Genomic DNA, 13,202 nt, shown 5'->3' on the forward strand with positions numbered 1-13,202 from the left:
ACAATCCCTTCCACAAGCCGTTGGCCGGGCACGCAACGAAGTCTTTCCCGTGCGATGCACCGGCGTTTCTGAGACAATACTTATCGAATGCAACCTGACAATCTTATCTCGCTCAAAGACGACATGGTGGCCTTCATCGCCGGCCATGGCATGCGTCGCCTCAACGCCTACGTTACAGAAGACGTCCCCACCGTCATCTTCGAAGAAGAAAACCCCGACGGCTGGAAGGACTTCGTCGAGCACGCGAAAGCTGCCGGCTCCCCCTTCGTCACCATGAGCGAAGTCATCCTCGAAAAAGCAGACGTCGCCATCCTCCTCGATCAGCTTCGCGACCAGACCTTCCCGGACGACAACTCCGAAGAGATCGACGACGCTGAGTACCTCGTCAACCACGTCGGCAAAGTCGGCTACCTCCAGCTCGGCTTCGCCCACCAGGGCGTCATGTTTATCTTCGAAGTCGCGACCGACTGGTACGACAGCTTCCAGAACCTCATGGAGACCGTCACCGACCTTGGCGGCATCGTAGTCGACGATAGCGACGAGTAGCCTAAGCCAATGTCCACCGCCCCCGTTGGGCTCCCAGCTGGGCTGCCAGCCTGGACCACCCGCCCCGCAGACGAGACTGCCGTTAAGACGCTCGTTGAAGCCCTCGGCTGCCCCCAGGCAATCGCTCATGTCCTAGTCTCCAGAGGCATCTCCGACACCGCAGCCGCCCAAACCTTCTTCACCCCATCGCTCGATGATCTCCTTGACCCCATGCTCATGCTCGGCATGGAAATAGCCGTCGCCCGCATCCAGCACGCCGTCCGCTCGAGCGAACCCATCCTCATCTACGGTGACTACGACGTCGACGGCACCACCGCCACCGTCCTACTCAAAACCGCCATCGAACGCATCGCTCCCAAAGAAACTCCAGCCATCGTCACCTATCACGTTCCCCATCGCATCCGCGAGGGCTACGGCATGCAGAACGGCGTCCTCGGTCAGGCCGCAGCCTCTGGCATCCGTCTCGTCATCAGCGTCGACACCGGCATCCGCGCCTTCGCTGCAGCCGAAGAAGCAAAGGCCCTCGGCATGGATCTCATCGTCACCGACCACCACCTCCCCGACGGGGTCATCGGCATTCCGGAGGCGGTTGCGGTGCTCAATCCTGCCCAGCAGAACTGCCCCTACCCCTTCAAACACCTCTGCGGCGCGGCGGTGGCCTTCAAACTAGCCCATGCTCTCCTCCTCGCCGCAACCGAGACCGAAGAGCAGCGCACAAAGTTGAAACGCAGCCTCATTCCCTCCTTCCTCAAGCTGGTCGCCATCGCCACCATCGCCGACTCGGTCCCCCTCGAAGGAGAAAACCGGGTCATCGCGGCCCTCGGTCTTAAAGAGCTCCGCAACCCTGTCCAACCCGGCCTCCGCGCCCTCATGCAGGTGGCGCAGATCCCCATCAACCGCCCACCCACCGCGACGGAGGTCGGCTTTCGACTCGCCCCACGCATCAACGCCGCAGGCCGAATGGACATCGCCGGCGATGTCGTCGAGCTCTTCCTCACCAAGGACCCCGCCCGCGCCAACGACCTTGCAGAGAAACTCGACCGCCTCAACGACGAGCGCCGCGCCACCGAAGCCAAAGCCCTCGAAGCCATCGAAGCTCAGCTGGCCCCCCTGCGCGACAGCCTCGGGGACTACCTCGCCGAGTGCATCATCCTCGACGATCCCGAGTGGCACCGCGGCGTTCTCGGCATTCTCGCCTCTCGCGTCGTCGACCGCACCGGCAGACCCGCCATAGTCATGACCCACGAAGACGGCCACGCCCACGGATCCGGCCGCTCCATCGCCGGCTTCCACCTGCTCGACGCCATCAGCGCGGTCCACGAGCCGCTCACCTCATCCGACGCCCCGCTCTTCTCCCGATTCGGCGGCCACGCTCACGCTGTCGGCTTCTCCATGCCCTCTGATCACATGCCCCTCCTGCGCGAACGCATGCAGCGCTACGGCGCCACCCGCCTCACCGGAGAGATCACCGCACCACCGCTCGAGTGCGATGCCGAGCTCCTCCTCAGCGACCTCACGCAGAGTTTCTATGACTGGCTCATGCGCTGCGAGCCCTTCGGCATCGGCAACCGCGAACCCGTCTTCCTCACCCGCAACCTCACCCTCTCCGAGCCAGTTCGATTCATCAAAGAGAAACACATCTGCCTTCAGCTTCAGAGCCCCAGTCTTCAGAGCTCCGGCACAACCAACCGCATCAGCGCGCTAGGCTGGAGCCGCACCATCGACTGGCCCGCCCGCTGTGCTGAAATAGGCCTCGATACAGGCTCGCAGCTCGATGTCGTTTACCGGTTGAAAGCCAAAACCAATCCTCAGTTCCCCGGTCTCGAGCTCGAATTAGTCGCTCTCAGGCCCGCCTGATCCGCTGCATCGCATCGGTTAACTACCTTATCCTCAAAACTTTCTGGTCCGATCAGACCTCGTGCGGCGTCTTATATACTGAACCTTCGACTGATGCCCACTACTGAGACAAGACGCCTGAATCCTGTAATGCTGTGGGGCATCTTCCTCGCCATCATTGTCATCGGCTTCATCATCGTGCGCTCCTCTACCCGCGATCTGGTTGGCGTTCGCGTCGCAGTCGTCGACCACCAGAACATTGTCAGCTCCGTCTCAACCAGCGGCAAGGTTGAACCCGTCGAACAGTTCCCTGCCGTTGCGTCCACTCCAGGCGTTGTCGAAAAGGTTTACGTCGATGTTGGCCAGAAGGTCAAAGCAGGCCAGCTCCTCCTCAAGATGGATGACGCCGACGCCGTCGCCAAGATCGCCGCCGCAAACTCCGCCGTTCACACCGCCGAAGCGACCCTCCACGACATCGGCCAGGGAGGCTCGCAGGACGAGCGCATCGGATTCTCCGGCGATCTCAGCCGCGCCGAGCAGCAGCAGCAGCAGGCTGCAAAGGATCTCGCTGCGCTTAAGGCCCTCCAGCAAAAGGGTGCTGCCTCCGCCAGCGAAGTAGCCTCCTCGGAGCAGCGCCTGCAGTCCGCCGACAGCTCCCTCAAAGGCCTTCAGACTCGCAGCACCCAGCGCTACGGCGCCACGGACAGGTCCCGCGCCGAAGCCCAGCTGGCGGATGCCCGTGCCTCGCTCGCCGCCGCTCAAGCAGCCTACGCCAATGCCAACATCCGCGCGCCATTCGCCGGAACCGTCTACTCCATCCCCGTCTCCAACTACGACTTCGTCCCCGCCGGCGAAAACCTCCTCGATGAAGCCGACCTCAACAGAATTCAGGTCCGCGCCTACTTCGACGAGCCCGAGATCGGAAAACTCGCAGTAGGCCAGGCCGTCAAGATCGTCTGGGATGCAAAGCCCGCACAAGCATGGCACGGCCATATCAGCCGCGCCCCCTCCACCGTCATCACCTATGGCACGCGCAACGTCGGCGAGTGCATCATCACCGTCGACGACGCCCGCGGCGACCTCCTGCCCAACACTAACGTCACCGTCACCGCTACCACCTCGCAGCGCTTCAACGTCCTCAGCGTTCCCCGCGAAGCCCTCCACACCGAGGGCGGAGACTTCGTCTTTCGCGTCGTCAACAACAGGCTCGTTCGCACCCCCGTTCAGGTTGGAGTAGGAGTCAACCTCACCCGCGTCGAGATCGTCAGCGGCCTCTCCGAAAAGGACACCGTCGCCCTCAGCGCCGTCAACAACCGCGAACTCACCAATGGGCTCCCCGTCAAAATAGTCGAGTAGCTATGTCCCCTTCGACACGCCCGTCTCCGACACACCCCCTTCGTCTTGCCCAAGCGTTCCTGCTCGCCCTTCTGGTCACGACTCCCCTACTCGCTGCTGACGAAACCCAGGCCAACGCGCTCCTCCAGCAGGGTCGCGTCGACGAAGCCGCAGCCATGCTTCAGGACATCCTCGCCACCCAGCCCAACAGTGCCCTCGCTCATCAGCTCTTCTGCCGCGTCTACTACGCCCAGGAGAAAGCCGACCCCGCAATCCGCGAGTGCGAGCAGGCCGTAGCCAACGCACCCGAGAGCAGCGAAGACCACATGTGGCTCGCCCGCGCCTACGGATTCAAAGCCGCCCATGCCAGCCCGTTCTCTGCGCTAAGCCTCGCCATCAAAGTCCACAACGAGTTCGAGCGCGCCGTCCAGCTCGACCCGGAAAACTTCCAGGCCATGAGCGACCTCGGCGAGTACTACGTCGCAGCCCCATCGATGATCGGCGGCGGCACCGACAGGGCCCACGCTCTCGCCGCCAGAATGGAACCCAGCTTCCCCGCTCAAGCACACCGGCTTCGCGCCCTCATCGCAGAGAAGAAAAAAAACAGTGCAGCCGCGGAAGCCGAATACCAGGCAGCCGTCGCCGCAGGCAAAACGCCCGAAGCCTACATCAACCTTGGCGACTTCTACAAACGTCAGAATCAACCGGACAAGATGCTCGAAGCCCTTCATGCGGCCGTAGCCATAGATCACCGCAAAGGGCCGCCTCTGGTCGACGCCGCCAGCACCCTCTCCGGAGCTCACAGCTCGCCTCAGCTCGCCATCAGTCTTCTTCGCACCTACCTTGCGTCCTCGGACAAGACCGACGGAGCACCCGCCTTCAAAGTTCATCTCCAGCTCGGTGATCTTCTCGCCCAAAACGGAGACACCGCCGGAGCCCATAACGAATACGTCGCAGCTCTCTCCCTCGCATCGAACTATGGTCCCGCCCGCAAAGCATTACAGGGATCCTAAAGAAGATCGCAGCCAAAAGGCGATACCATGATCTCTAACCCGTCTTAAGGAATCTTCCAGCAAGTATGATTCGTCTTCTTCGCCCACTGATCGCGTGCTCTGCTCTGGCTTGTTTCGTGACGCCTGCCATCGCGCAGATATCGTTTACCAGCGCGGTAGGTCTGGCCCTGAAGAACAGCCCTAAAGTCCTGACCGCCCAAGCCGACGTCAACAAGGCGCAAGCCGCCCTCGATCAGCTCAGAGATGCCTTCGTCCCAAATGTTGTCGGCGCATCCTCCATCGGTCCTCCCTCCTATGGATTCCCGCTGGGCCAGCCCTCCATCTACAACCTCACGGCGCAGTCTCTCGTCTTCAGCTATCCGCAGCGCGACTACATTCGCGGCGCCAAGGCCTCGCTCGAAGCGGCCGGCCTCGCACTGAAGGACGTTCGCGAAGCCGTCGCCGAAGACACCGCCATCACCTACCTCGCGCTCCATCGCGACCTTCAGCGGCAAGCCGTCCTCCAGCAGCAGCAAGGCTTCGCCGACCATCTCGTCTCTATCGTTGAGGATCGTCTCTCCTCCGGTCAGGACACTCCCATCGGTCTCACCACCGCCCGCCTCTCCGCCGCGCAGATCCATCTCGCCCGTCTTCGAGTGGACGACGAGGCGGCGACAGACCAGGCTCACCTTGCCCGCCTCCTTGGCCTGCCTCCGCAAGGGATCAGCACCTCAGCCAGCAGCATCCCCGCCCTCACCGGCGACGTCTCCGGCAGCCAGCAAGCCAATCTCACCGCAACCTTGGTCGGAACCAACCCAGCCGTCGAGTCTGCCTACGCTATCGCGCGGTCCAAGCGTGAGATCGCCTTCGGGGAGAACCGTTATCTCTGGCGGCCGCAGATCGTTCTCGATGCCCAGTACAGCCGCTACGCAAAGTTCAACAACCTGCAGGACTACTACTTCCGCTTCCAGCAGAACAACGCCGCCATCGGCGTCCAGATCACCATTCCCTTCTTCGATGTCGCTCACAAGGCCAAAGCCCGCGAGGCAGACGCTGATGCCGCCCACGCCGAGCACGAAGCCGACTCGATACGCGATCAGTTCTTCGACTCCAGACTCAGAATCCAGCACGCCGTAGCAGAGCTCGCCGTCCGCGCCGAGATCGCCACCCTCGATCAGCAGCTCGCCCAGCAAAACCTCGACATCCTCATGGTTCAACTCAATACCGGCAACGGAAACCTGGCAGGCGCCCAGATGACCCCCAAAGACGAGCAGACCTCCCGCATCGCCGAGCGGGAAAAGTTCCTCGCCGTCCTCAATGCCAACTTCGAGTTGCAACAGGCTCAGATCAATCTCATGCGAGAGAGCGGGGACCTCGAGAGCTGGATCTCCGCCGCCCTGCAGGCCCAGTCCGTCACTCCCACAAAACCCTAGCAAGATCACGAATATCCGATTTGGAATGAATCGTCTGGCGCACTCAGGCATCGCTGCAGATACCTGCTGCAAACGTCAGAAAAGCCCCTCAAGCCCTTAACGAAATGGTAAAATCGAGTTATTATTATGCCTCTCAAGACACTGTTCCTGAACCCGCCCTCCTTCGAAAAGTTTGACGGTGGCGCCAGCTCCCGCTGGCCCGCAACCCGCGAGATCGAGTCCTACTGGTATCCCGTCTGGCTCACCTATCCGGCTGGCATGCTGGAAGGCTCCCGTCTCCTCGACGCTCCGCCCCACCACATCAAGTGGCAGGAGGTCGTCGAGATTCTCAAGGACTACGAGTTCCTCGTGCTCTTCACCAGCACCATGGGCTGGGACGGCGATCAGAAGATGGCCGAGGTCATCAAGCAGACCTATCCCAACATCAAGATCTCCTTCGTCGGCCCCCCGGTGACCACCTCCCCCGATAAGGCCCTCAACGAGTGCCCCGCGATCGACTTCATCTGCCGCCGCGAGTTCGACTTCTCCGTCGTCGAGTACGCCAACGGCAAGCCGCTCAACGAGATCCTCGGCGTCAGCTACAAGGACAAATCCACCGGAAAGATCCTTCACAATCCCGACCGCCCACAGGTCACCCCGGAAGAGCTCGACAACATGCCTTGGGCCACCGAGATCTACCATCGCGACCTAGACGTTACCAAGTACAGCGTCCCCTTCCTGCTGCATCCCTACGTCTCGCTCTACTCCACCCGCGGATGCCCCGCTCAGTGCACCTTCTGCCTCTGGCCCCAGACCCTCTCCGGCCATGCCTGGCGCAAGCGCTCCACCGACGACGTGGCGGCCGAGATGAAGCAGGCCAAAGAGCTCTTCCCTCACGTCAAGGAGTTCTTCTTCGACGACGACACCTTCAATATCCAGAAGGTCCGTACCGTCGAGCTATGCGAGAAGCTCAAGCCCCTCGGCCTCACCTGGTCCTGCACCTCGCGCGTCACCACTGATTACGACACCCTCAAAGCCATGAAGGAAGCCGGCTGCCGGCTCCTCATCGTCGGCTACGAGTCCGGCGACCCTCAAATCCTCAAAAACATCAAAAAGGGTGCCACCGTTCAACGTGCCCTTGACTTCCAGCGCGACTGCCACAAGCTGGGCCTCGTCGTCCACGGCGACTTCATCCTCGGCCTCCCCGGAGAAACCCGCGAGTCCATCCGCAACACCATCGACTTCGCCAAGCAGCTCGACTGCGAGACCATCCAGGTCTCCATCGCCCACGCCTTCCCCGGCACCGAGTTCTTCGACTACGCCAAGGAGAACGGCTTCATCACCAACGAAGCCATGAGCGATGAGGGTGGCCACCAGATGGCCCACATCGAGTACCCCGGCCTCCCCGTCGAGTACGTCATGGAGATGGTGCACAAGTTCTACGACGAATACTACTTCCGCCCCAAGGCTGCCTTCCGCGTAGTCTGGCAGGCCATCGTCAACCGCGACGTGCCCCGCCTCTACACCGAAGCCAAATCCTTCATGAGCCTCCGCTCCAAGCGCAACAAAGCGGTCCGTGCCGTCAAGGAAGCCAACGCCGCCAAGGCGCAGGAGTCCGTCAGCATGAACGCGTAACTATCCAGTTCTTGAAGCATCTAAAAGCGGTCAGCATGCAGATGCTGGCCGCTTTCTCTTAGCCTGTATCACCGGAACGGATCGACACGAATGCAACACACCCTCACTCCCCGCCGCTGGCTCGTCCTCATCGCCGTCATGCTCGGCGCATCCATTGGCGACGCGCTCCTCGGCATTGGCATGAAGCAAATCGGCCCCATCTCCCTCAATCACCTCAGCACGCTCTTCTTCGCTCTCAAGAGCCCCTGGATCATCTCCGGCATCCTCGTCCTGCTCGGCTTCATGTCCTGCTACATGACCGCCCTCAGCTGGGCCGACATCACCTTCGTCCTTCCCGCCACCGCCTTCGGCAACGTTATCGTCACCGTTCTCTCCCGCTTCTGGCTCCACGAGCATGTCTCCCGCTCCCGCTGGCTCGGCGTAGCCCTCATCGTCATCGGCGTAGGCTTCGTCGCCAACGGTCCCTCACGCACCGAACACGCCCCAGTAGAAGTCGAGGCCCTCCCATGAACCCCACCCTCCACACCTGGGCCACCATCGCCGTCGTCGTCCTCACCGCTACCGCGGGCGACATCCTCATCGCCGGCGGCATGCGCAAGCTAGGCGACCTCGACGACATCCGCGCCAAGTCCGGCCTCCTCGGCGCCATCAAAGCCGTCCTCTCCAGCGGCATGTTCCTTCTAGGAATCACCTGCATGGCCCTGAGCTTCTTCTCGCTCCTCTTCGCCCTCTCCGGAGCAGACCTGAGCCTCGTCGCCCCCGCAACGGCCTCTCTCACCTTCATTACCACAGCCGCCGCCGCAAAGTTCTTCCTCAAGGAAAACGTAGACAGCCGCCGCTGGATCGCTGCCCTCTTCGTCTGCGCCGGCGTAGCCCTCCTGGCAAAATAGTTTTTCTAAAAGCGAGCAAGCAGTATGCCCCTTCCGACCAACGGGAGGTCCACTACAGATCATCTCCCCAACACAAGGTATACAAGTCACGAAGTGACCGCCCCACGCGCAGTGGGCCCGTCCGGCAGGACATCTCGTTCGTAGTTACCGGCTAAACCAGCGCATCAACCCACTAGGCGGAGTCTCCGCCGCCATAAATCGTTTCGCATCCCCCACCACAGCCCCCGCCGCCAGCCGTCCACTCCGAACTCCACCCTCCATCGTCGAAGGCCACTCCGTCGCAGTCCAATCCCCCGCAAGAAAGAGCCCCGGCCACTCCGTCTCCTGCTTTGGCCGAAACTGATCCAGCCCCGTCGTCACAGAAAACGTAGCGCGCGCCTCCTTCAGCACCCCACTCTTCACCAGCTTCGCCTGCTTCACCTCAGGAAAGAACATCTCCAGCTCCCGCAAAGCCGACGAGAGGATCTCCTCCCGCGTCATACTCAGCTGCGCCTTCGACCCTGCAATCACCAGCTCGACGTAGCTCCCCCGCTTCTTCGCATACCGTCTGATTCGCGACTTGTGAAAGAACCACTCAATCGTCGTATCCAATAACCACGCATGATCAAGATTTGTAATCTCGCGGTCGTACCAAAGCAGAATCGAAGTAAACGCCGAGTGCATCTGCCGAGCCATCTTTAACTCCAGATCATCCTTAGTCTCGGCATATCGTCCCGCAAACTCCTCGTTCACCCGAACCGCCGCTAGCAGCCTCTGCGTCTGTTCAAACGGAAGCGCCAGAATCACTGCGTCCGCCGTATAACCCGCGTCAGCTGTATACACACGCCACCGTCCATCCGCCTCCTGCACCAGCCCTTCTACGCTCGCGCGAAGCCGCACCGCCCCCCCATACGCCTCGATCATCCGCGCCTCAGCCGAATAAAACTCGCTCAGCGGAACCGTAGGTATCCCCAGCCGCCCCCCCGTAGACGACTTCACAAACAGCTCATGAAATACCTTGCCCGCATACCGAGTCGAGCAGTGCGCCGGCCGATCATTCAGCGTAGCCATCACAATCGGGTTCCAGAAGTGCCGAATCGCAAGCTCCGTCTGCTTCGTGCGCTTCAGCCAGTGCTCGACGCTCTCCGTATCCTCCGCCGGATACCCGCGAAAGAACTCCATCAACCCACGCGCAACCCCAACCTTGTCCTTCAACCCCAGCATCGACATGCCCGCAAAGCTGGGCGCGAAGTGAAACGGTGCCGGAAGATCGCTCGTCACAATCGTGCTGGCACTTCCATTCGGCTCGAGAAAAGTCTGCTCGTCATACCAGCGAATCTTGCCCGCAGTCCCCGCCTGCTCGCAAAGCTCAATCAGGTTTGTGCAACATCCCAGCAGTACATGCTGCTGGTCCACCACCTCCCCCAGCGCAGGATGCTCATACGAGTAAGCTCTCCCACCCACATAAGGTTTACGTTCAAGAACAGTTACAGACTTCCCTGCCCTCGCCAGCGCACTCGCCGCAGCCAGCCCCGCCGCCCCGGCGCCGACAACAATCACATCGCAATGTTCCGCGCCATTCACAACCGCACTACTCATGACCCCGCCACTCACGAAACCATCCGGTTGCGCACAGCCATCCCCATTCCCTGCGCCAGGATCAGCAGCTTCCGCGAGGTCGGCACACTTACGCGCTCGGAGAAGACGTCGTAGTTCTTAGCCATAATCCGCTCCAGCAACCCGCGGTAGATCGTCACCAGTACCCAAAGAGCCGCGCGACTGTCCCTATCGATCAGCGGCAGCAACTCCTCCGCCGCAGCATAATAAACCAGCGCCCGCGCCGCCTCCTGAGCCAGCAGACTCCGGACCACCTTCGTCTCAGCCTCCCGGCGAACCACCTGCAGCAGCTGTCCCACCTCAACCCTGCCCGCAGTCAAATCCTCCATCGGAAGATAGATCCGTCCACGCTCCGCATCCTCACTCACGTCCCGCAGAATATTGGTCAACTGGAACGCAACACCAGTCTTCTCCGCCAGCACCTCAGCCCGTGGATCGCTATATCCAAAGATGCGGATGCAAACCAACCCCACCACCGAAGCAACCAGGTAGCAGTAGCGATACAACCCTTCAAAATCCTCATACACCTGCAGCGTCTGCGTCTTATCTGCAACGATATCGGTTACAAGAACCACATCGGCCTGCGACTCTTCGAGGTCCATCGTCGTACCCCGCACCAGATCCTCCAGCAGCGCATCCGGAATCGCAAACTTCTTCTGTGTATCGTTCAACGCCACAAAGACCGGATCATCCGACACGCCACTGCGCCGCGCCTCACGCCAGGCACCCAGCCATTCGGTCATCACCACGCGCCGCTCCACCACCGGCATCGTCTCCTCATCAGAGATATCATCGGCCCGCCGCATAAACGCATACACCGCGCACATCGCGTTTCTCTTCGGCTCCGGAAGCACGCGAAACGAGTAATAAAAGTTCTTCGCCTCCCGCTGCGCAATCCCGGCGCACACAGCATAAGCCTCAACAGTCGTCACGAGGCCATCCCCGCGCTCAGCTTGCCTACAAGCGCCTCGATCAGCAGACCCGCCTTCCGCGTCTTCGACACCACCGGTCTTCCGCGCAACACATCGAAGTCCTGTCTTGTAATGCCGTTCAGAATCGCCTCTCCCCCCTTTCGAAACAGATCCAGCACCACCTTCAACTCCTTATCCACATGCTGGCTGATCTCCCCACCCTCCAGCAGCATCACGCGCGTCCGTACCACCAGCTCCTGCATCATCCCGCGAAACTCCGGCGTAAACACCCGCCCCTCTATCTGTCCCTCGTCCACCCCGAACCGCACCATCGACTCCGCAGGAAGATACCGCCGACCCCGCTCCTTATCCTCCACCACATCCTGCCAGAAGTTCGCCAGCTGCAGCGCCGTACAAACCTTGTCTGACATCAGCGCCCGCGCCTCATCGGTATACCCGCAAACCCAAAGCACCAGCCGCCCCACCGGATTCGCCGAGTAGTGCGAGTACTCCAGCAACTCCTCCCAGCTCTCATACTCCGTCTTGTACTGATCCATCCGAAACGCATGCAGCAGATTCAGAAAGAGCTGCCGTGGCGGATCGCACTCTCGAATCGTCTCCCGCAGCGCCACAAACACCGGGTGCATCGACCGCTCCGGCGCGTCGTAGCACTCCTCCAGCATCGCGCCCCAGCTATTCAGCAGACGAGTCGCAACCTCGTGATCCTCCACCTCATCTCCCAGATCATCGGCCACCCGGCAGTACGCGTAGATACTCTCGAAGTGCGGCCTCACCTTCGCCGGAAGAAAAAAGGTCGCCACATGAAAGTTCTCATAGTGCGAAGTCGCCAGCTCCCTGCACCAGGCCCGCGCTTCAGCAAGAGTTGGCCTCTCCAGCGGCGTCAGGTACTCATGCGGAGCACCCAGCAGCGCATGCTGCATCGCAGTCGTATCGTTCACCGCGGCCCCCCAGCAGGAAAGACCGCCGTCTTGATATCCCGCGCACTTCCATTGCGATGCATCATCCCCGCAAAGACCGCCGGCACCTCCTCCAGCCCAGCCCGTCCCGTGATGTACTCCGCGCACTTGAACCGCCCACTCGTCACCAGCTCAAACGCCGTCCTGCAGGTCGCCGGCGTGTGGTGAAAGCTCGCCTTCAACGTAATGTCTCCGTAGTGCAGCCGGTTGGTATCCAGCTTTACCTTCGTCCCGCTCGGCGGACCCCCAAAAAAGTTCACTACTCCGCCCTTCCGCACCATATCCACTCCCCACTCCCACGTGGCCGGAACCGCCACCGCCTCGATCACGATATCCGCGCCCCTTCCCGCAGGAGTCAGAGCACGCGTGGCCGCCACAACATCCGGCACGGAGCCCACGTGAACCACCTCGCGAGCCCCAAACAACTTCGCCGCGCCGATCTGGTCCTCGCGCTTCACCACCGCAATCACCTCTACCCCCGCAATCTCCGCAGCATGCATAAACATCAACCCGATCGGCCCCGCTCCGATCACCACCATCGTGTCTCCGGCCTTCGCTACACTCTCCTCCAGCCCTCTCACCACGCACGCCAGCGGCTCGGTCAGCGCCGCAAACTCCAGCGGAACCCCATCCGGCACAATTAACGTATTCTTTTCCACGATCCGCGCCGGAATCCGAATAAACTCCGCATAAGCCCCGTTGTTAAACAAGAGATCTTCACACAGATTCTGCTGTCCATGCCTGCAAAAAAAACACACGTCGCACGGAGCCGAGTTCAAAGCCACCACCCGGTCCCCCACCTTGAACGCCGTCACCCCAGCGCCTACCTCCTCCACCACCCCAGCCAGCTCATGCCCAAACGGTATTGGCGGCTTCAGCATCTTGGCATGGTAGCCTCGCCGATAGACCTTCAAATCCGTCCCACAGGTCAGCGCCGCCCCCACCCGAACCACCAACTCCCCGGCACCGGCCTGCGGTATCGCTACGCGTTCCAGCCGCAGGTCTTCCTTGCCGTACAACACCGCCGCCGTCATCTCAGCTTTCACTCTTCTATCTTCTCATTCCCGACCGG

12 protein-coding genes are annotated in these 13,202 nt (G+C 61.3%); 8 read left to right on the forward strand and 4 right to left on the reverse strand.

From position 1 onward, the window contains the following. Positions 1 to 87 precede the first annotated feature (87 nt). From HDF08_RS08910 to HDF08_RS08945, 8 genes are all read left to right on the forward strand, one after another. Positions 88 to 546 (forward strand): hypothetical protein, encoded by a 459-nt coding sequence (locus HDF08_RS08910; RefSeq protein ID WP_179638109.1) that lies wholly within the window; start codon positions 88 to 90, stop codon positions 544 to 546. A gap of 9 nt (positions 547 to 555) precedes the next feature. After that, positions 556 to 2,403 carry a single-stranded-DNA-specific exonuclease RecJ gene (gene recJ, locus HDF08_RS08915; protein WP_179638110.1) on the forward strand — a complete coding sequence of 616 codons (1,848 nt, stop codon included), beginning with the start codon at positions 556 to 558 and terminating at the stop codon, positions 2,401 to 2,403. Between the two features lie 93 nt (positions 2,404 to 2,496). Beyond that, entirely contained in the window at positions 2,497 to 3,738 is a 1,242-nt protein-coding gene (locus HDF08_RS08920) for an efflux RND transporter periplasmic adaptor subunit (RefSeq protein ID WP_257030930.1), read from the forward strand. Positions 3,739 to 3,740: 2 nt separating this feature from the next. Continuing rightward, complete coding sequence (locus tag HDF08_RS08925) at positions 3,741 to 4,730, forward strand: tetratricopeptide repeat protein (RefSeq protein WP_179638111.1); 990 nt, start codon at positions 3,741 to 3,743, stop codon at positions 4,728 to 4,730. 65 nt (positions 4,731 to 4,795) lie between these two features. Further along, entirely contained in the window at positions 4,796 to 6,142 is a 1,347-nt protein-coding gene (locus HDF08_RS08930) for a TolC family protein (RefSeq protein ID WP_179638112.1), read from the forward strand. 126 nt (positions 6,143 to 6,268) lie between these two features. Then, positions 6,269 to 7,756, forward strand: coding sequence for a hopanoid biosynthesis associated radical SAM protein HpnJ (hpnJ, locus tag HDF08_RS08935; protein ID WP_179638113.1), 1,488 nt, complete (start codon positions 6,269 to 6,271; stop codon positions 7,754 to 7,756). Positions 7,757 to 7,846: 90 nt separating this feature from the next. After that, positions 7,847 to 8,266 carry an EamA family transporter gene (locus HDF08_RS08940; RefSeq protein ID WP_179638114.1) on the forward strand — a complete coding sequence of 140 codons (420 nt, stop codon included), beginning with the start codon at positions 7,847 to 7,849 and terminating at the stop codon, positions 8,264 to 8,266. After that, positions 8,263 to 8,646, forward strand: a complete 384-nt coding sequence (locus HDF08_RS08945; protein ID WP_179638115.1) for an EamA family transporter — start codon at positions 8,263 to 8,265, stop codon at positions 8,644 to 8,646. The genes HDF08_RS08940 and HDF08_RS08945 overlap by 4 nt, the downstream gene beginning before the upstream one ends. Positions 8,647 to 8,790: 144 nt before the next feature. Here the strand turns inward: HDF08_RS08945 and hpnE are convergent, their stop codons facing one another. From hpnE to HDF08_RS08965, 4 genes are read right to left on the reverse strand one after another with little or no spacing between them, the layout of a single operon-like run. Next, complete coding sequence (hpnE, locus tag HDF08_RS08950; RefSeq protein WP_179638116.1) at positions 8,791 to 10,224, reverse strand: hydroxysqualene dehydroxylase HpnE; 1,434 nt, start codon at positions 10,222 to 10,224, stop codon at positions 8,791 to 8,793. An 11-nt stretch (positions 10,225 to 10,235) separates the two neighbouring features. Beyond that, on the reverse strand, positions 10,236 to 11,174 hold the full coding sequence (locus HDF08_RS08955; protein WP_179638117.1) for a phytoene/squalene synthase family protein: 939 nt from the start codon (positions 11,172 to 11,174) through the stop codon (positions 10,236 to 10,238). Next, positions 11,171 to 12,112, reverse strand: a complete 942-nt coding sequence (gene hpnC, locus HDF08_RS08960; protein ID WP_373563148.1) for a squalene synthase HpnC — start codon at positions 12,110 to 12,112, stop codon at positions 11,171 to 11,173. Before hpnC ends, HDF08_RS08955 begins: the two co-directional genes overlap by 4 nt. After that, on the reverse strand, positions 12,109 to 13,164 hold the full coding sequence (locus HDF08_RS08965; protein ID WP_179638902.1) for an alcohol dehydrogenase catalytic domain-containing protein: 1,056 nt from the start codon (positions 13,162 to 13,164) through the stop codon (positions 12,109 to 12,111). Before HDF08_RS08965 ends, hpnC begins: the two co-directional genes overlap by 4 nt. Positions 13,165 to 13,202 lie beyond the last annotated feature (38 nt).

Source organism: Tunturiibacter empetritectus, assembly GCF_013410875.1.
GTDB lineage: Bacteria > Acidobacteriota > Terriglobia > Terriglobales > Acidobacteriaceae > Edaphobacter > Edaphobacter empetritectus.

Excerpts from the sequence above, each read along its gene's own strand:
- HDF08_RS08910 (WP_179638109.1), top strand. The coding sequence starts at position 88 with ATGCAACCTGACAATCTTATCTCGCTCAAAGACGACATGGTGGCCTTC.
- recJ (WP_179638110.1), top strand. The coding sequence starts at position 556 with ATGTCCACCGCCCCCGTTGGGCTCCCAGCTGGGCTGCCAGCCTGGACC.
- HDF08_RS08920 (WP_257030930.1), top strand. The coding sequence starts at position 2,497 with ATGCCCACTACTGAGACAAGACGCCTGAATCCTGTAATGCTGTGGGGC.
- HDF08_RS08925 (WP_179638111.1), top strand. The coding sequence starts at position 3,741 with ATGTCCCCTTCGACACGCCCGTCTCCGACACACCCCCTTCGTCTTGCC.
- HDF08_RS08930 (WP_179638112.1), top strand. The coding sequence starts at position 4,796 with ATGATTCGTCTTCTTCGCCCACTGATCGCGTGCTCTGCTCTGGCTTGT.
- hpnJ (WP_179638113.1), top strand. The coding sequence starts at position 6,269 with ATGCCTCTCAAGACACTGTTCCTGAACCCGCCCTCCTTCGAAAAGTTT.
- HDF08_RS08940 (WP_179638114.1), top strand. The coding sequence starts at position 7,847 with ATGCAACACACCCTCACTCCCCGCCGCTGGCTCGTCCTCATCGCCGTC.
- HDF08_RS08945 (WP_179638115.1), top strand. The coding sequence starts at position 8,263 with ATGAACCCCACCCTCCACACCTGGGCCACCATCGCCGTCGTCGTCCTC.
- hpnE (WP_179638116.1), bottom strand. The coding sequence starts at position 10,224 with ATGAGTAGTGCGGTTGTGAATGGCGCGGAACATTGCGATGTGATTGTT.
- HDF08_RS08965 (WP_179638902.1), bottom strand. The coding sequence starts at position 13,164 with ATGACGGCGGCGGTGTTGTACGGCAAGGAAGACCTGCGGCTGGAACGC.